19 protein-coding genes are annotated in these 17,347 nt (G+C 60.7%); 6 read left to right on the top strand and 13 right to left on the bottom strand.

The features are described from left to right. Positions 1 to 42: 42 nt before the first annotated feature. A complete protein-coding gene (locus ACKFRT_RS09780) occupies positions 43 to 1,143 on the bottom strand; it encodes an o-succinylbenzoate synthase (protein ID WP_408925159.1) in 1,101 nt (366 codons plus the stop codon). 44 nt (positions 1,144 to 1,187) lie between these two features. On the opposite strand from ACKFRT_RS09780, the gene ACKFRT_RS09775 reads away from it, so the two are divergent. Next, on the top strand, positions 1,188 to 2,150 hold the full coding sequence (locus ACKFRT_RS09775) for a 1,4-dihydroxy-2-naphthoyl-CoA synthase (RefSeq protein WP_408925158.1): 963 nt from the start codon (positions 1,188 to 1,190) through the stop codon (positions 2,148 to 2,150). 657 nt (positions 2,151 to 2,807) lie between these two features. On the opposite strand, the gene ACKFRT_RS09770 is transcribed toward ACKFRT_RS09775, so the two are convergent. The 4 genes from ACKFRT_RS09770 to ACKFRT_RS09755 all read right to left on the bottom strand — a co-directional run bounded on the left by ACKFRT_RS09770 (position 2,808) and on the right by ACKFRT_RS09755 (position 6,266). Next, the gene (locus tag ACKFRT_RS09770; RefSeq protein ID WP_408925157.1) at positions 2,808 to 4,085 is read right to left on the bottom strand and encodes an ABC transporter permease; all 1,278 of its coding nucleotides are present in this window, start codon (positions 4,083 to 4,085) and stop codon (positions 2,808 to 2,810) included. Next, the gene (locus ACKFRT_RS09765) at positions 4,078 to 4,869 is read right to left on the bottom strand and encodes an ATP-binding cassette domain-containing protein (protein WP_408925156.1); all 792 of its coding nucleotides are present in this window, start codon (positions 4,867 to 4,869) and stop codon (positions 4,078 to 4,080) included. Before ACKFRT_RS09765 ends, ACKFRT_RS09770 begins: the two co-directional genes overlap by 8 nt. 27 nt (positions 4,870 to 4,896) lie before the next feature. Beyond that, positions 4,897 to 5,379, bottom strand: coding sequence for a hypothetical protein (locus ACKFRT_RS09760; protein ID WP_408925155.1), 483 nt, complete (start codon positions 5,377 to 5,379; stop codon positions 4,897 to 4,899). A gap of 311 nt (positions 5,380 to 5,690) precedes the next feature. Then, positions 5,691 to 6,266 carry a pseudouridine synthase gene (locus ACKFRT_RS09755; protein WP_408925154.1) on the bottom strand — a complete coding sequence of 192 codons (576 nt, stop codon included), beginning with the start codon at positions 6,264 to 6,266 and terminating at the stop codon, positions 5,691 to 5,693. Between the two features lie 81 nt (positions 6,267 to 6,347). On the opposite strand from ACKFRT_RS09755, the gene ACKFRT_RS09750 reads away from it, so the two are divergent. From ACKFRT_RS09750 to ACKFRT_RS09735, 4 genes are all read left to right on the top strand, one after another. Then, on the top strand, positions 6,348 to 7,226 hold the full coding sequence (locus ACKFRT_RS09750; protein ID WP_408925153.1) for a DoxX family protein: 879 nt from the start codon (positions 6,348 to 6,350) through the stop codon (positions 7,224 to 7,226). A 216-nt stretch (positions 7,227 to 7,442) separates the two neighbouring features. After that, positions 7,443 to 7,799 carry a hypothetical protein gene (locus ACKFRT_RS09745; RefSeq protein WP_408925152.1) on the top strand — a complete coding sequence of 119 codons (357 nt, stop codon included), beginning with the start codon at positions 7,443 to 7,445 and terminating at the stop codon, positions 7,797 to 7,799. A 43-nt stretch (positions 7,800 to 7,842) separates the two neighbouring features. Continuing rightward, positions 7,843 to 9,210 (top strand): AMP-binding protein, encoded by a 1,368-nt coding sequence (locus tag ACKFRT_RS09740; protein WP_408925151.1) that lies wholly within the window; start codon positions 7,843 to 7,845, stop codon positions 9,208 to 9,210. 93 nt (positions 9,211 to 9,303) lie between these two features. Then, on the top strand, positions 9,304 to 10,200 hold the full coding sequence (locus tag ACKFRT_RS09735; protein WP_408925150.1) for a 1,4-dihydroxy-2-naphthoate polyprenyltransferase: 897 nt from the start codon (positions 9,304 to 9,306) through the stop codon (positions 10,198 to 10,200). 17 nt (positions 10,201 to 10,217) lie between these two features. Here the strand turns inward: ACKFRT_RS09735 and ACKFRT_RS09730 are convergent, their stop codons facing one another. Both ACKFRT_RS09730 and ACKFRT_RS09725 read right to left on the bottom strand, forming a co-directional pair. Beyond that, a complete protein-coding gene (locus ACKFRT_RS09730; RefSeq protein ID WP_408925149.1) occupies positions 10,218 to 10,928 on the bottom strand; it encodes a hypothetical protein in 711 nt (236 codons plus the stop codon). 19 nt (positions 10,929 to 10,947) lie between these two features. Next, positions 10,948 to 11,241 carry a DUF4229 domain-containing protein gene (locus ACKFRT_RS09725; protein ID WP_408926099.1) on the bottom strand — a complete coding sequence of 98 codons (294 nt, stop codon included), beginning with the start codon at positions 11,239 to 11,241 and terminating at the stop codon, positions 10,948 to 10,950. A 201-nt stretch (positions 11,242 to 11,442) separates the two neighbouring features. Between ACKFRT_RS09725 and ACKFRT_RS09720 the strand changes: the two genes are divergently transcribed. Then, positions 11,443 to 11,787, top strand: coding sequence for a hypothetical protein (locus tag ACKFRT_RS09720; protein ID WP_408925148.1), 345 nt, complete (start codon positions 11,443 to 11,445; stop codon positions 11,785 to 11,787). On the opposite strand, the gene ACKFRT_RS09715 is transcribed toward ACKFRT_RS09720, so the two are convergent. The 6 genes from ACKFRT_RS09715 to ACKFRT_RS09690 are packed head-to-tail and all read right to left on the bottom strand — an operon-like array spanning position 11,788 to position 17,303. After that, on the bottom strand, positions 11,788 to 12,849 hold the full coding sequence (locus ACKFRT_RS09715) for a phosphotransferase family protein (RefSeq protein ID WP_408925147.1): 1,062 nt from the start codon (positions 12,847 to 12,849) through the stop codon (positions 11,788 to 11,790). Positions 12,850 to 12,853: 4 nt separating this feature from the next. Then, positions 12,854 to 13,729 (bottom strand): glucose-1-phosphate thymidylyltransferase RfbA, encoded by an 876-nt coding sequence (rfbA, locus tag ACKFRT_RS09710; protein ID WP_296215317.1) that lies wholly within the window; start codon positions 13,727 to 13,729, stop codon positions 12,854 to 12,856. Continuing rightward, positions 13,729 to 14,424 carry a dTDP-4-dehydrorhamnose 3,5-epimerase gene (rfbC, locus tag ACKFRT_RS09705; protein WP_408925146.1) on the bottom strand — a complete coding sequence of 232 codons (696 nt, stop codon included), beginning with the start codon at positions 14,422 to 14,424 and terminating at the stop codon, positions 13,729 to 13,731. Before rfbC ends, rfbA begins: the two co-directional genes overlap by 1 nt. A gap of 55 nt (positions 14,425 to 14,479) precedes the next feature. After that, positions 14,480 to 15,247 (bottom strand): ABC transporter ATP-binding protein, encoded by a 768-nt coding sequence (locus ACKFRT_RS09700; RefSeq protein WP_296215321.1) that lies wholly within the window; start codon positions 15,245 to 15,247, stop codon positions 14,480 to 14,482. After that, positions 15,244 to 16,302 carry an iron chelate uptake ABC transporter family permease subunit gene (locus tag ACKFRT_RS09695; protein WP_408925145.1) on the bottom strand — a complete coding sequence of 353 codons (1,059 nt, stop codon included), beginning with the start codon at positions 16,300 to 16,302 and terminating at the stop codon, positions 15,244 to 15,246. Before ACKFRT_RS09695 ends, ACKFRT_RS09700 begins: the two co-directional genes overlap by 4 nt. Then, on the bottom strand, positions 16,302 to 17,303 hold the full coding sequence (locus ACKFRT_RS09690) for an ABC transporter permease (protein ID WP_408925144.1): 1,002 nt from the start codon (positions 17,301 to 17,303) through the stop codon (positions 16,302 to 16,304). The genes ACKFRT_RS09695 and ACKFRT_RS09690 overlap by 1 nt, the downstream gene beginning before the upstream one ends. Positions 17,304 to 17,347 lie beyond the last annotated feature (44 nt).

The following is a 17,347-nucleotide window of genomic DNA, read 5'->3' as shown; positions in this document are numbered from 1 at the left end:
CTCCGGACAACCCGGCAGAGGCTACACACACCAGCCGCCCGCCTACAGGTGGCGGTAGGCCGCCCCCAGACGCTCCAGCCACCAATCGCGGCGCTCACCAGTAACGCGGAACTCGGCCAGGCGGTCCGGTTCCGGGGTGACGGCGCCAGTGTGCATCCGACCGTCGATAATGCTGCGGTCCGCGAGGTCGCACTCAAACAGGGTTCCAGTGGCCAGGCCAGCGGCGTTAGGCTCGGCGAGCATGCCGTCGTCGTCTACGTACGCCAAGCTGGCGGCCGCCTGCAGCCCGGCACCCAGACCAACCGCGGTATCCAGCGCGGAGCTGACAGTGATGGAAACCCCGCGCTGGGCAACCTCGCGGGCGACCGTGCGGAGCTGATCCACGCCACCCAGCGGTGGCACTTTGAGCACGGCCACATCACAGGCTCCGGCATCCGTCACCTCCTTGACCGCAGCAATCGGGTCGGCACTCTTACGAATCGCCTCGTCGGCGGCCACGCGCACAAAAAGCCCCCGGCGCATGAGGTTCTGGCGCACCTCCGCCAACTCAGCGACGGTGGCGCAGGGTTGTTCTACATAATCCAGTGGCCCATCGGCGGCGAGGGTTTCCACGACTTCCAGTGCCTGCTGGACGGTCCAGCCGCCGTTGGCATCCATGCGAATCTTCGGGGCGACAACCCCCTGGTTGGCGTACCACTCCCGAACGGCGCGGACACGCTGAATATCCTGGCGCATGCTGGCGGCCGGGTCGTTGGCCAGGGCGTTCTTCTCTGCAACCTTGACCTTCACAGTGGTGCAGCCCGGATAACGCGTCATGAGCTCACCGATGACTCCCGGCTGCGCGGCAACGTCCACAGCGGGAATGGTCGCGTTGACGGGCACCCAGCCGTCGCCGTCGCTGCTTCCTCCATAGCCGTACTGGATCGCCGAACGCAGCCACAGGGAAGCCTCGGCCGGTTCGTATTCCGGGAAGGGAGCGAACTCGGCCCACTGGAACGGGGCGTCAATAAGAAGGGCCTCACGTACAGTCACGCCACGGAAGGGCACCCGCATCGGCAGGGCAACCACGTCGGCGCGCTCGAGTAACTCAGCGAGCGACGGCAGCGGGAAAGACAAGTTAGAAGACGGGGCGGAACTGTTCATGCTTCCTACCTTGCCAAAAGCGGCCGGCCGATAGAATGGCGGGCATGACTGATTCCCGCAACAACCCCTTCAACCCCGAGCTGTGGCGCCCGGTAGATGCGCCGGGCGTAAACAACTTCACGGACATCACCTACCACCGCCACGTCGGCGAAGGTCGTGCCAACGGCATCGTGCGCATCGCCTTCGACCGCCCCGAGGTGCGCAACGCCTTCCGCCCGCACACCGTCGACGAGCTGTACCGGGCGCTGGATCACGCGCGCCGCACCCCGGACGTGGGCACGATCTTGCTGACCGGCAACGGGCCTTCCCCGAAGGACGGCGGCTGGGCGTTTTGCTCCGGCGGCGACCAGCGCATCCGTGGCCGTTCCGGTTATCAGTACGCCACCAGCCACGATACGGACGTCGCCGCCGCTGGCGCCGATGGGGTGGACGAGGCTCGCGCGAAGGTGGAGGGCGGCCGCTTGCACATTCTGGAGGTGCAGCGCCTGATCCGCACGATGCCGAAAGTTGTGATCTGTCTGGTTAACGGCTGGGCCGCTGGCGGCGGGCACAGCCTGCACGTGGTGTGCGACCTGACCCTGGCCTCCCGCGAGCACGCTAAGTTCAAGCAGACGGACGCCGACGTCGGCTCCTTCGACGCAGGCTATGGCTCCGCCTACCTAGCCAAGCAGGTGGGCCAGAAGTTTGCCCGCGAGATCTTCTTCCTCGGCGAGGCCATCGACGCTGAAACGATGCACCAGATGGGAGCTGTCAACCGTGTGGTGGACCACGCGGATCTGGAGGACACCGCCATCGAATGGGGCCGCAAGATCAACACCAAATCCCCCACCGCGCAGCGCATGCTGAAGTTCGCCTTCAACCTGGCCGACGATGGGTTGATGGGCCAGCAGGTCTTCGCAGGTGAGGCTACGCGCCTGGCCTACATGACCGACGAGGCCGTAGAAGGCAAGGATGCCTTCCTGGAAAAGCGCGAGCCGAACTGGGACGACTTCCCGTACTACTACTAACTGAGGCTGTCCGGGGCTCTCTAAGACAAGTCTTCTTTGACAATTCTGCGCCCTTGGCGAAGCCCGCCTGTCGTCCAATGACTCAGGACGCACAGCGCCAGAGCAAGAACTGAAGTGAGTACGACATGCGGCTCCGTGGGCGCGGGTATCAGCCGAGAGTCCCCTAGAGGGACTAAAGAACGGTAGGCAGGCATAAACCCCTGGATTGCGATACAAGCCGCATAGAAGCTCAGGGAGCTAACTCCCGCCCAGTAAGGACCAATCCACGGTGATAACCCGAGAGTCACCGATGCTACAAGGGTGCTGCTTGTCAGCATCATCAACACTACGATGTTGGCAGGGTAAATTCTCAATAGCTGCCCCATTGCCACCGCCGCCACAAGCCATATACCCACGAAGGTGACGCACAGGGAAAACAATGCAACCCCTCGTGCACGTGAAGAACTGCCTTCCCATTGAGCACTTAGAGGTTCAATCAAAACTGCCGCCACAGTACTCAAAAGTAGGAAGACCAACTCCATGTAGAGCACGTATTTAGGCTCATATACCGTGTCCCAGTTCACTTGAAATCCACCATCGCCAACCAAGACAACTGCACACATTGCCAGGAGGGAGGCGCCCACAACCCAACTCAGTCTTCGGGTCTGCCAACCGTACTTAAGAACTTGCATTAGTACCGCCAGAATAACTGCAGGTACTCAGTTCTTCACTGTGTTCCTGCACGATCGTTTCCATCTGAACGTCATTAAACTGTCGCTCTTTAGGATGGTCTGGTTCGCTACTAAAAGTTTCACGAGCCGTGACGGGAACCCTAGACAACAGCCAGTCGTTAACTTCGAAAGAAGTGTTGACAGCAGACTCGGAGGATTCCGGTCCACACACTAGAACCCCGGAAATAGCTTCGATCAATAAAGCACCAAAACGAGATCCTTGACCAGGCTTAAGCTCTACAATTCCAACGCCATAAGGCAAAGGCTTCGCTGTATCGACCAGGGACGAATCTTTCATTTCATAGAAACCCGCCCTCGACCTCCCTACAACATCATCGACTGCATTGAGCGAGGTTCTAATTCTTACTAATTCGGGCTGGTTCTCCTCGTGTACACACACTGTGCGCTCACCAACTACTTCACAGACCTGTTTTTCTCTGGCAGAGGCAGAATACTCAAAAACCTCCACGGGACCGGCAGGCGAAACCAAAGCGATGATAAACACGGCAATGGGGGCAGCCGAGGACATAATCACTCTAGAAATGACACCCCGAGACCTCGTTGCGCCAGCACTATAGAGAACAAGAACCAAAATCACTATAAAGACAAGCCCCAACAGTAATTGCCGGTTCAGCCAACTATCTGAATAAATGAAACTAGGTAGCTTCTCAGCCGGAAGTATCGGAATAAACCGCAAGGTCGAAAATCCATTAACTGCAGACATGGGAAGCACGGCGAGAAAGGCAACCGCAATCAGGGATACTTTCAGATCAGCAGCCAGGTAGCCAATGACATGACCAAGAAACACCGAAAAAACAATCGATCCTAAGATGGCCAGGTACAGTTTAAACTCCGGTGTTCCACCCCCAGCTGTTGCAATAGCAAAGCCGAAGCAGATAAGCAGTACGGCAACAACGCTAACTATAGACACCGCTAACCACGTTAATGTTGTCCAGATAGACTGCCCGTAAGGGCTAACTCGAGTTCCAGCCATAGTGCTTATCCGCCCCGGAGAGTGCCCGACGACCTGCAGCACCGCAGCTATCCCACCTACGAGTGGCATCACGACGACAAGTGAGTTCGACAAGTTCGACTCAATAAGACCCCACTGCTGATAGGGAGCCTTCAACAACTCAAGTTGAAAGAGAACTTCCGTTAAGGTAATTACACCGGCACCCGCAAGCATGATCCAACCGAGGGAAGACCGAGCATACAATCTAATCATGCTTCGGATCCGCCCCATTCTGGGATCGCAGGCTCTGAACCAAGTCCGAGTATCCAGCTTCAAACTCAGTTCCATATCGAAGGTCATCGCTGGTAGCAAGACCCTCTCCCATACCCTCGAGCGACCCGGAGTACAGGAGCTGCCCCTCTGCTATGACCCATACATCATCAGCCAGATACCGAAGATCTTCCATATGGTGGGTAGAAATAAGGACGAGCCTGTCATCGCTAGCAGCGTCGGCAATGCATTTCCGCATTAGCATTCTCGATTCCGGATCCAACCCCGTAGTGGGCTCGTCGAGAATCATTACCTCCGGCTCGTGTACAAGGACGCACGCGAGTCCAAGCCGTTGCCGTTGTCCACCCGAGAGCGCACCAGCCTTCAGCACTTGCTGCTCATTCAGACGAACAACATCAAGCGATTTTTCCACAGCACGATTAAGTTGCTTCCCCGTTAGACCATTAACCCATCCAACATATTCGACAGTGTCTTTGACACACATCCCGGGAACAAACGTGAAACGCTGCGGTAAGTAGCCAATAGAAGAGTTTCTCTGATACTCATCCATCGTTTTCCGCCCATGCTCTGTCACCAGGTAGACTGAACCCTTCGGGGATTTCAACCGACCAGTGACAATATTCAGCAAGGTACTCTTACCGGAACCATTCGGCCCCAAGATACCCGTGACACCTTCATTAAAGGTTCCAGTAATGGAGCGCAACACTGGCTTCGTACCAAAGATCTTCCTATACGAGAAGCTCAGTTCTTCTAATGATAGTTTCATGCGGCGGAACTCAACCTCACAGGAAAGTTAGCAACGCACACCGCGATCTCCTTGCTTCTTATTACCAGTATCGCTTCTGGTTTCGCCAAAGTATGTCCCCCTTCCTTTACATACTCCATACGCGCGAATGGCTCCGTTTCCATACCCCCAAGATTCACCAATCACCTCATCGGGAAGAAACTTCCGGTTCTTCCGCAACTGCACTCGAAATCCAACAGGATTGGCGCAGTCAAACCGTCCTCCCTGCACCCCTAGCCCTTTCCCCTTCTGCCCCACAGCCCAGGTATGAAGTCGGCAATTCCCCGCTGCTGTGGTCATAAAACCACCCTCCACCCTCTCATCAGGATGGGCAACCCCCTCTTGCCTATCAACAAGCCTTCCATTAGGTTCCCGCAAGTTGTTCTCAACAACAGCATGACCGACATCCTCTGCCTGCGCACTCTGAATCGCACCCCCTGCAAGTCCCATAACTGATACCAAGCCTGCAACCACAGCTTTCATTTTCACCATTTTGGATGCATCTCCTTTTCAACATCGGGGCAGCAACTCCACCCTCAAAGGCATTAAATCCCAACAAGGACGAGACATCAATAAGATAATTGAACCTAACCACTTTTGGGGGCAAAATTGATTGGGCATGAACACCCCTCCACTAACCCCGCAGCTTATTCCACGCCGGGGGCATCGGGGCGTGCACGTCCAGCACCTCGCCATCCGGCAGCGGCACCACCAGCCTGCAGGCGTGCAGCATCAGCATCCGCACCCCCTTTTCCGCGGCCGCCCCGGTTTTGCGCAGTGGCGCCTCTATCCGCTGCGGTTGTCTACCGGTCCTTTTCGCTCCACCGGAAACCACCGCCAGGTAGTAGCGCTGGATGTCCTCCCCGCCGGTACGCAGGAGCCCCTGAAGATGCCGCAGCATCTTCGAGTTCTTGGCTACCATCAGCAAACCCGGAGGTTTCCTTATCCAGCCGGTGCGCCAGCTCTAGTTCCTTTTCCTTCGGCCGTAGCACGCGCAGCGCCTCGATCACCCCAGCCTTGACCCCGCTGCCCACATGCACGGCGATGTTGGCGGGCTTATTCACAACGAGCATGTCGCTGTCTTCAAAAACGATATGCCGGGACAGCCTGCGGGCCAATTGTTCCGCCGCCTTGCGATCCCCCGTTGGCGTCGGTTTCTCCGCGGCGACTTCCAGGGCGGGCAACCGAACCTTGTCGCCGGCAACGGTGCGCTGGTCGGGTTTGCAATTGGCGCCGTTGACGGTGATCTGCTTGGTGCGCATCAGGCGGAACAGCACCGTGGCGAGTACGCCCTTGACCTGCGAGCAGATGTACTTATCCAGGCAGTGATCCGCCTGCGAGTCGCTCACGATCAGGGTCTGAGGTTCGGAATGATTCATGGTGGCTCTGGCCTCTATCTGTAGCAGGTTGACCTGCCACAAGCCCGGCCATGCCACCGCTAAGTTGGTAGCGTTAGCGACATGAATATTTTTAAAGATGTTTGCATCACGATTTCCCGCATCCTCGTGGGCATCGTGCTGATCGCCCACGGTTGGCAAAAGTACGATTCCTGGACCATCGACGGCACGGCACAATCCTTCGAGTCCATGAGCGTGCCGTGGCCGAACGCTTCCGCGCAGATCGCCACCTATTTCGAGCTCGCCGCGGGCGTGCTACTAATCCTCGGCCTGCTGGTCCGGATCGTCGGTCCGCTGCTGTTTATCCAAATGGCCTTCGCTTTTGGCTTCGCGCACTGGGGCAAGGGTGTCTTCATTGCCGATGGTGGCTGGGAGCTCGTCGGGGTTCTGGGTGCGGCGGGCCTCGCCCTGGCCGCATCCGGCTCGGGTCGCTTTAGCTTGGACTATCTCTTTATGACGCCCGTACGTGCCCGCAAGGAACGTAAGGAAAAGGCGGCGCAAGAGGCCAACGGTAGTTATGCTCCCGCAGCCGCGCCTGCCGGAGCGGCTGGAGCCCCGAACGCAGCTCCAAATGCTGGGCAGAGCCCGTACGGCAGCTATGGGTCCGCCAACCAGGGTTCCAACCTCTGGGGCAACAACCAGGGAAATAAGCCCCAGAACAATACGCCCTGGAGCAATCGAGGAAACGACGGCTACGCTGGCTACACCATCGGTGGCACGGACAGCGCTGGCAGTGCTGGCACCGTTGGCGCTGCCGGTGGCGCCGGTGCGGCGGGCATGACGAACGGCGGCGACGCTGATGCCCCTACCACCCAGTGGAACAGCGACCAAAGCAGTGGCCCCTCCAGCAACAACAGCTCTGGCAGCTTCTTCAGCTCCGGTTCAGATTCGGGCTCTGACAGCGACTCCAGCGGCGGAGACGGCGGCGGTGATGGCGACTAAAAGCCACAGGTTACCCGGGCTCTAAAACTGAGCGGCTGAGCAGCACAACTACCCCGCAGGAAAGGGCAGAAACCCTCACCGGCGGGGGTTTATTTTTGGCTCTCCCTCCCCACATAAGGTGGGCAGAAAAAATACTTGACGTTTCCAACAGTTGTTGTTTACCCTATGTTTAAATAAATACACACTCACGATTCACCAGGAAGGAGAGCGTGCATCATGTTCAACCCATTTAGTCAGCTCCGAGCAAAGCTCTGGACAACCGACACCACCGAGGGACCCGATCAGGCAGCCCCCGATGTCGCTGACGTCGCCGATGCCCTCCCCCTCCCCGAGGAATACCGCATTTACCTCGAAGCCAACAGTGACCTCCCGACCCCCTTCTTAAACGCTTTGGATACCCGCAGCCCCTCTTACCTCGACATCATCGCCTACCTCATCGACACTGGAAAGACCCCCGCCACCCGCCAGGACATTCAGGCCAGCTTCCTCGCAGTGCACAAGCGCCTCCCCGGCCCGGCGGAGCTGAAGACCACTGTAGAGCGAGTCCAGGAGTTCGGCCTTACGGCCAGCTAATCACGCACGGGGGCTGTCCACGCCGGGTTGTACATTGGTCAGCATGACTGGAAACCCCGTTTCAGCCTCAGCCCCCGTTTCAGCCCGAGTCCCATCTCGAGCCCCAGCTCGAGTCCCACTGCAGCCGACCATCATCAGTGCTGCCTCGCCAGCACTTTTCGGCATCTCACTCACGGCACTCAGGCAACTGCTGGCAGGGGAAATCTCCCTCCTCCCCCTCCCCGCGGACTGGCACCGCACCTGCCCCGACCTGCCCCAACACATGCGGGCGGGCAGCTCGCTCGATGCCGACATGGTCGCGCCCGGCACATTGATCGCCTGCACCTCTGGCTCTACCGGCACACCGAAGGGCGCAGTGCTCGGGTCGCGGCAGCTCACCTTTAGTGCGGACGCCACAGCTTCCTTCATCGAGCGCCACTTTAAAGCCCTACCGGGGGCCTGGCTGCTCACGCTCCCGGCCCATCACATCGCCGGAATACAGGTATTGCTGCGCAGCCTGCGGGCGGGCTACACCCCCCTGGCCGCCGCGCACTTACAAGCTCAGAATCTGCACGCCGACGCGCGCTTCACCGCCGCGGGCTTCATCGCAGACACAGAAGCATTGGCGGAAACCTACCCGGGCGTGGACCTCTACACCTCCCTCGTGCCCGCGCAGCTGGAAAGGGTCGCGGAAGACCCCGCAGCCGTTAAGGCGCTGAAGCGCTACGCCTGCGTGCTGGTGGGTGGGGCGGCGGCGCGTGAGGGCGTCATAGAAAAGATGGCCGCGGCAGGGGCACACATCGCGCTGACCTACGGCTCCAGCGAAACCGCCGGTGGGATGGTGTACAACGGCCACTGCCTGCCAGGCGCACAGGTGCGCATCGACGATGCGGACGAGCGTGGGGCTGGGCGCGTGCGGATCATCGGACCGATGGTGGCAGACGGGTATCGGAACGTGGACTCGACGGAGGCGTTCCCAGTCGCAGGTGAGTTTGTGACCTCAGACATTGGGATGCTGGAAGGCGGATCCGACGGCGAACTGCGGATTGTCGGGCGTGCTGACGGAGCCATCAATACCGGCGGCTACAAGGTTCTGCCCGAGGAGGTAGAAAAGGCCATCTGCCAGTACGTTCCGGGGGCCGAAGTGGCATTTGCGGCGGGGGTGGAAGACCCGGAGTTCGCGGAATTCGGCGAATCGATCGGGGCGCTGGTGGTGCTGGGCGGAGACAACAGCGACGCACAGGGCCGTACAGACAGTAACAGCGACGTGACCGAGCAGGTGCGCGCGGCGATGCGCGAGCATACGAGCCGCGGACTACTCCCCCGACGTGTCTGGGCAATAGGCGAGATGCCTACCACCGGGCCGGGGAAGATCGACCGCCAACGAGCAACGGCAATGCTCCGCGATTTCTACGGCCCGTCACGGGGTTAAGAGAACGAACGCGGAACGGACTAGACTAAAGAGGTTTGTGGCACCCCGATGTGACGGGTACCTAGTGCAGCGCGAGCCCCAGAAAGGCGAACCATGACCTCCACGACCAGGCAGTACCCCGGCGCGACACCGGCTCAGTGGCTGGAAGGAGCACGGCCGCATACCTGGGCGAACGCCGTGGCTCCCGTGCTGGCCGGCACCGCAGCGGCCGCGCTGGCGGACGGGGCGGCCCCGCTGCGCGCCGTGCTAGCCGGGGTAGTTGCACTGGCGATGATCGTGGGCGTGAACTACGCCAACGACTACTCCGATGGCATCAAGGGGACCGACGATGACCGCTCCGGCCCGCTGCGCCTGACCGGCAGCGGGCTCGTGGAGCCGAAGAAGGTCAAGTATGCGGCGTTTGCTTCCTTCGGCGTGGGAGCGATCGCCGGCATAGTGCTGAGCCTGCTGAGCGCCTGGTGGTTGATCCTCGTCGGCGCGGCCTGTATCGCAGGTGCCTGGTTCTACACCGGCGGCAAGAACCCTTACGGTTACCGGGGTCTGGGCGAAGTCGCAGTGTTCGTGTTCTTCGGCCTAGTCGCAGTACTGGGCACCGAGTTCACCCAGACGGGCAGCGTGACCTGGCGGGGAGTGCTGCTGGCCATCGCCGTCGGCAGCCTGTCCAGCGCAGTAAACCTGGCTAACAACCTACGCGACATTCCCACCGACTCCGTCACGGGCAAGATCACCCTGGCCGTGCGCTTGGGCGACGCGAACACGCGCCGCTTGTGGGTGGGGCTTGTCACCCTGGCGGTCGTCGTCACCGTCATCATCAGCATCGGCCACTGGTGGGGGCTCTTAGCCCTGGCGGCCGTACCACTGTTCGTGATTGCCTCGCGCCCCGTGACCGGCGGCGCGCAGGGCAGGGCCCTGATCCCCGTGCTGGGCATGCTCGGCCGCGGAATGCTGCTGTGGTCGGTGCTGGAGTTTGCCGCCGCCCTGCTGGCCTAAACAGAGCCGGTTTTGGGTTACGCGGGAGCCGGGCCGAAAGCCACCCCGCGGAAGCGGACATTGTCCGCGATCTGCTGGGTCAGGCCATCCCGCCAAGCCATGGGAACAGCGGACCCCAACCTGAAGGTCACCCCGATCGCATCGACCTCGTAGATTCCTCGCGGCAGGCTCGGCACAGCTGCCACCCCCTGCACCGATTGGATGCGGTACACATCCAACGCAGACTGCGTCGGTACGCTAGAACTACCGGGGCTATCAGGATTACCAGGGCTACCGGGGCGAAACACCACCTGAAGCGCAAACTCCCCATCCAGAACCCCGGCGCTGCCCGTCCACTTATCGGCAAGCTCGGGGCCAAGCCCCACCGACTCCGGCCCCACACCTCGGTAACGAGTGCTGATCACGTCCACCCGCGCAATGTCGCTCCACGGAATTCGTACAGCCGCATCCCCCACTCCCGAATCGTCCACGACAAGCGCCGGGTTGATCGTCGTACTGGATGTGGCCCGCGCATTGGCCTGTCGCTGGCTGGTGTACCAGCCAAACATCGCAAGCCCCACCAAGGCGAGGGCCACCAGCGGAATCAGAGTCTTCTCGACCACCATCATGGCCACGCATCCCGCAGCGAGGGCGGCGAATACTAGGCCAATAGCCAGCCCGCCGAGCTGCTTGCCACGTTGGGTTCGCGGGTTTACCCACACCACGACGTCCTGGGGTCTGCCATACATGGCAGTGAGTTTAATCGCCTTAGTCGTCCAGGCGCTCGCGCAATTGGTTACGCAGCTCCTGCTTATGAGCCTGGCGGTCGGCATCCCACGCCGCCACCTGCTCTGTTACTCGCAGACGCAGCCCCTTAAACATGAACATCGACAGCGGCAGAGCCAGGATCAAAGCCAGCGTCATACTCACCAGCAGCGGGAAGTAGTTCGCCATCCCCAGCAGGATCACGATCGAGTGGATGACGAACGTCAGCACTAGGAATAGCAGCAGGCGCAGGAAGCCGTACAGCGCGATGTCGCGGACGGCCTTGCCCTTGTTCACCGCTTGCGGAGCCGAGCCTGCATTCTCAGCGTTTGTCGCCTGCGCAGCCTGTACGGGCTGCCTAGGGTGAACAGCCTCGTCTACCTGATTCTTCGGCTTCACATCATCGTTAGTCACGCCCACAACACTACGTTCACCCCTTGGTTATGCGGTAATCGCAGGCTGCGAGCTATGTCGCACAGATACTCTAAGATCATTGCCATGGGTCGATTAGTTTTGCTCCTCATGGTCATCGTCACTGTCGTGCTGCTGTGGAAGGCATTCGGTCCACAGACCTGGGGAAATAGGTCGCCGTTGAGGCGTAGGGGCGTCCCTAATAAAAAAGAGGGACTAAGCCACAAGGGGCCGGACGACGACCCCGACTTCCTGTGGAACATCGAAAAAGAGCGCTTCAAGCAGCGACGCGCGCAAGAGGCCAAGGAGGCCGAAGAAGCCGAGCGGAAGCGCCGACAGGAGCGCCGCGAGCAGCAGCGACGAGAGGCGCGCGGTGATGAGCGCGGCGAGCACGGCTCCGAAGGACCGGACTCCCCGAAAAACGGAGAGTAACTAAAGCAGCTCCACGCGCGGCGAACGGCCAGTTCGGTAGTGGTCGATCAGCAGGAAGATGTTGTCCCAGTTCTTGTACACCTCGGCGCGGCGCAACACGTCCGTATCCTCAACGCTATCCGGTGTACGCCCCTCACCCGGTGCACGGTACAGCGGCCCCGGCATCGGCGGCGGCACTCCCGGCACTGCTGGGGCTTGTCGGCGCTTCTCGTGCTGAATGATCGCCTGCTCGTAAACCATTCCCGGTAGCACCGGCGAGATGCCCGCGAAGTGCGCGTAATCCAGAGCCGGGTCGCCGATAGTCATGTCGGAGAAGTCGATCACGCCCACGCCGCCGTCCGCGTTCCACAGCATGTGGTCCTCGTGCAACTCTCCGTGGGTCAGGGCGCGTTGCTGGCCGGCACGGGCAATCAGCTCGTCCACCTCGGCAAACACACGCTCGACGAAAGTTGCCTCCGCGGCGGAAAGGTGCGGGGCCAGGATCGATCCCACACGTTCCTTCATCAACTCCAGCTTGCCCGGGAGGGTGCGTGGCGCGCGGTTGAGTTCGCTGGTGGCCTTGCCGTCGGTCCACCAGGAATCCACACGACTCATGGGCAGCACGTCCGGGTCAAAGGCGTGCATCGTGGCCAACAAGCTACCTAACTGCTCGGCCACCCAGGCCCGCTGGCTAGTCGACAGCGTCTGCCAGAGCTCGGCGGTCAGCGGTTCGCCCAGCAGCTCGGTTTGCATGGTCAGCATCACAGGCTCGGCAGTGTTGAAAGTCCCCCGAGCGTAAGCCTGCCGCACTGTCCCCGGCACCCGCACCTTGGTGCGGCGGAACAGCTGCGCGATCAGCGAGGATTCCAGCATCGCCTGTTCCCGGTATTGCTTCTCGAAGGGCACACGCACCACAACGGACTCGGGGAGCATGTCGTTGAGCTCGAATTCCTTTGAGCGCAGCCCGTCCAGAATCACCACTGCGTGGTCGATGCCCTGCTTCGGCACGCGCTGGCTCGTCCATTCCACGTCGCGCCAAGTGCGCGCCACCATCTCAGGGATGGTCTCGATCGAAATAGCCACTTGTCTACCGCTCTTTCCCACGCTTCAACAGCGCGCCAAGGTACTGCCCGTACGCGCTTTTGCCCAGCTTTGATGCAGATGCCCTCAGCTCCGCATCATCAATGTAACCCAGGCGCCACGCGACCTCCTCCGGGCAGCTGATCTTTAGCCCCTGTCGTTGCTCCACAGCGCGGACGAAGTCACCGGCTGCGGCAAGGTCATCGACCGTTCCCGTGTCCAACCAGGCAGTACCTCGCGGCAGCACCTCCACGTGCAGGCGCCCCTCCGCCAGGTAGCGGCGGTTGATGTCCGTAATTTCCAGCTCTCCGCGCTCGCTGGGCTCTAAAGATTTGGCGATCCGCACCACATCATTGGAGTAAAAGTACAGGCCGGGAACCGCATAGTTGGACTTCGGCTCCGCGGGCTTTTCCGCCAAGCTCAGGGCCGTGCCTTCGCGGTCGAACTCCACCACTCCGTATGCCTCGGGTGTGGCCACCCAATAGGCAAAGATCGCCCCGCCATCGGGGTTATGGAAGCGCCGCAGCTGAGTGCCCAGGCCGGTGCCGTAGAAGATGTTGTCGCCCAGTACGAGAGCCACCGCGTCGTCACCGATGAAGTCCTCACCCACAATGAAGGCTTCCGCCAGGCCGTTCGGCTGGCCCTGCACCGCGTAGCTGATTTGCACGCCGAACTGCGAGCCATCGCCTAGCAGTCCGCGGAACTGCTGTGCATCCGCTCCCGTGGTGATCACCAGGATGTCGCGGATGCCCGCCAGCATCAGGGTCGTTAGCGGGTAGTAGATCATCGGCTTGTCGTACACCGGCACCAGTTGCTTGGAAATGCCTTGCGTGATCGGCCACAGCCGCGAGCCGGTTCCCCCGGCCAGGATGATGCCCTTCATCAGTCGGCTTGCTCCCACTCGTCGGCGGCCTGCAGCGCTTCGGCCCAGTCGGCGCGCAGTTGTGCCTCCCATGCCCGCACCTCGCGGTATTCGGGCAGGCGGTCGCGCACCTCACTCAAGCTCGGTGCCGAATCATCCTTGTTGGATAGTACGGCTTGTTCTTTAGTGACGCCCCAGGCTACAGCCAGTTCCGCATCAAACGGGTCGATACCGTATTCCCTCTGTGGGTTATATGCCTCGGTGACAAGGTAGTTCACGGTCGTCTGATCAGTGTGTGCACGGAATCCGTGGCCCACGCCCAGGGGTACGTAGACGCTCAAGTTGTTCTTCGCGGACAGCTCCACGGTGATGTGTTGCCCGAATGTTGGCGAGCCCACGCGCACGTCCACCAACACATCCGTGATCGCGCCGGATAGGCAGCTGACGAACTTCGCCTGCCCCGGCGGCACGTCCGCCAGGTGGATGCCTCGCACGACATCGCGGGAGGAGCGCGAGAGGTTCCCCTGAGCTACCTCGAAGGGATATCCCAGCTTCTCACCGAAAGCCTCTGCCTTGAAGCTTTCGTGGAAACTGCCGCGCTCGTCGCCATGGACCTTGGGCACATAAACCCAGGCGCCGGGGAGGGGTAGATCCACAATGCTGCCGGGTTCGGCGGTTGCCAGTAGCCCGTCGATACGCGGGGTAGTTTCACTCATGGTTTCTACTTTAGCGGCGCTGCCGGACAACCAACGGCAAGGTTATGCGGCGGGCTTAGAAGTAGCAGGCCAGTGGCCCATCGGGGCCATCGACGACGGTCACCGGGGTGTCGAAGATGTCGGTCAGGATCTCATCGGTCATGAGTTCTTCCGGGGAGCCGAAGCGCACGATCTGCCCGTCCTTGACGGCGCAGATGTGGTCCGAGTATTTCGCCGCGAAGTTGATGTCGTGCAGCACCACAATGATGGTGCGACCGAACTCCGAAGCCGCCCGGCGCAGGTGCTTCATCATCTGCACCGCGTGGGCGATATCCAGGTTGTTCAGCGGTTCATCCAGTAACACGTAGTCGGTTTCCTGGCACAGCACCATTGCCACGTAGGCGCGCTGCCGCTGCCCGCCGGACAGCTGGTCCAGGTAGCGATTCTCCAGCTCGCGGAGGTTTAAGAAGTCGATGTAAGTGGAGATTATCTCTTCGTCCTTCCGCGTCAGCCGCCCCTTGGAATATGGGAAACGGCCGAAGCCCACCAGCTGGCGGACCGTCAGGCGGGTGACGAAGTGGTTCTCCTGCCGCAGGATGGACAGCACCTTCGCCAGATCCTTGGACTTCGTGGTGCTCACATCAAAGCCGGCGACCTCGATGGTGCCCTCGTCCAGATCCAGCAACCGCCCCATCATGGTGAGCAGGGTGGATTTGCCCGCGCCGTTGGGGCCGACCAGGGAGGTCACTCCCCCGGCGGGGATTTCCAGGTTCGCCGGACCGATGCTGGCTCCGGAGCCGGAGGCGTCACTATATTTCTTAGCGACTTCGGACAGCTTGATCACAGTCGACCCTTTCTAAGAATGACGTAGAGGAACACTGTACCGCCGACCAGCTCAATAATGATCGAAACCACGCCTTGCGCGTAGAAGATGTGGTTCATCACGAAGTACGCACCCGCCAGCACTAGGAAGGCAGTGGCGATGGCCATAGGGAAGACATAGCGGTGGTCGGAGGTGCCCGCGAACTGGTAGGCCAGCGTGGCCACCAAGAATCCCAGGAAGGCCATCGGGCCGACTAGCGCGGTGGAAACGGCCATGAGGATTGCAACCAGGATGAGCACCACGATCGCCTTGCCCCGGTGGTTGATGCCAAGGTTCGTCGTCGCATCCGGCCCCAAGGCCAGCACGTTGAGAGTGCGGGACATTAGCAGTAGCGCGCCCGCGGCCACGGCAACCAGCACGATCGAGATCGGAAAGTACTCTGGCTCCGCGTTATTCACTGACCCGAACAGGCGGGCGGTCAGCAAGTCGAAATCGCTGGGCGTCAATAGGCGCTGCATAAAGGTAGACACAGACCCCAACCCGGCCCCGATAACGATGCCGACCAGCAACATCGCATGCATGTTCGCGTTCTTGCCGGTAAGCAGCCAAGAGTACAACAGCAACGCGAAGCCGACCATGAGAACCAGTTGGATGATGTAGGTCGACATGGTGCGGGCTTCAACCAAACCGCTGCCGCCCAGGAAAAACACGGTGGAGGTGTGGATGGCCACGTACAGCGACTCGAACCCCATAATCGACGGGGTAATGATGCGGTTATTCGTTACCGTCTGGAAAGCCACCGTGGCTACCGCCTGAGCGACCGCGACGATGGCGATAGCGATCACCGCGTTCATGCGGCGCTCCGCCAACAGCCAGAAACCCCGCGTTCCGAAAGGCATCGGATTGCCATAGGCCAGCAGCCCCACTGCAGAGGCCACGCCCAAAATAACGATGATGCCCAGGGCTAACCAGTAGCGCGCCGCCTTCGGCCGCGTGGGGAACGCGCCGGAGGAACGGTTGGATGTGCTCGGGAGCAACCGTTGCGGGACCAGCCGCTCAAGGGTTAGGTTCGTCATCAACGGTTCCTCACAATCAGCACAACAAAGACCACCGCGCCGACGATACCCAGCACCACGGAAACAGGGATCTCAAAAGGCGAGATCACTGTGCGAGCCAGCAGGTCACAAGCCGCTACGGTAGCGATACCCACCAGGCACACCCACGGCAGGTTGCTACGCAGGTCGTCACCGCGGATCATCGAGACGATGTTCGGCACAATCAGCCCCAGGAAAGGCAGATTACCGACCACGACCGTCACCACCCCCACGGCAATGGCAACCATCACAGTGCCGACCAGTACGATCCGCCGGTAGTTCATGCCCACGGCGGTGGCGAAGTCTTCGCCCAAGCCCGCCAGGGTTAGCCGGTCCGCCAGCAGGAACACTCCCACCACGACCAGCAACACCACCCACAACACCTCGTATTGGCCCTTATAGACCGAGGTGAAGCTGCCGGCGAACCACACGCCCAGCTGCTGCAGCATGTCGGTCTGCAGGGCGACGAAAGTCGAGACCGCGGAAACAACCGCACCCAGCATAATGCCCACAATCGGCACGATCAGTGAAGAGCGCAACGATACCCGCTGCAGGAAAAAGAAGAACACCATCGCGCCGACGAAGGAAAATACGACGGCACCGACCATCCGCCCCATCACCGTCGCCCCGGGGAAGACGACCATCACGAAGAGCAGACCCAGGCCCGCCCACTCGGTAGTGCCGGTGGTGGTCGGTGAAACGAAGCGGTTCTGCGTGAGCATCTGCATCACCAGCCCACACATGGCCATCGCCGCACCCGCCAACACCAATGCGATGGTGCGCGGGACGCGGGTGATGGAGAACATGTCGATGCCATCTTTCGCGTTGAAAACGTCGTATTCGCCAACCAACAGGCTGGCAACGAGAAGTGCCGCCACAATCGATGCGGCGACGAGGAACTTCCAATCAACAAGCTTTCCCCGGGTACGCGCAACCCGAGGTTCGTTGCGAACCTCGGGTGACGTAGTGCTCTGAGCAGTCATTCGAGCTGGTCAATTCACTTTCTGTAGCAATGTTCAGTACTGCA

This window comes from Corynebacterium jamesii, from assembly GCF_046097395.1.
Classification (GTDB): domain Bacteria; phylum Actinomycetota; class Actinomycetes; order Mycobacteriales; family Mycobacteriaceae; genus Corynebacterium.
This window is presented reverse-complemented; position numbering and strand designations above follow the sequence as displayed.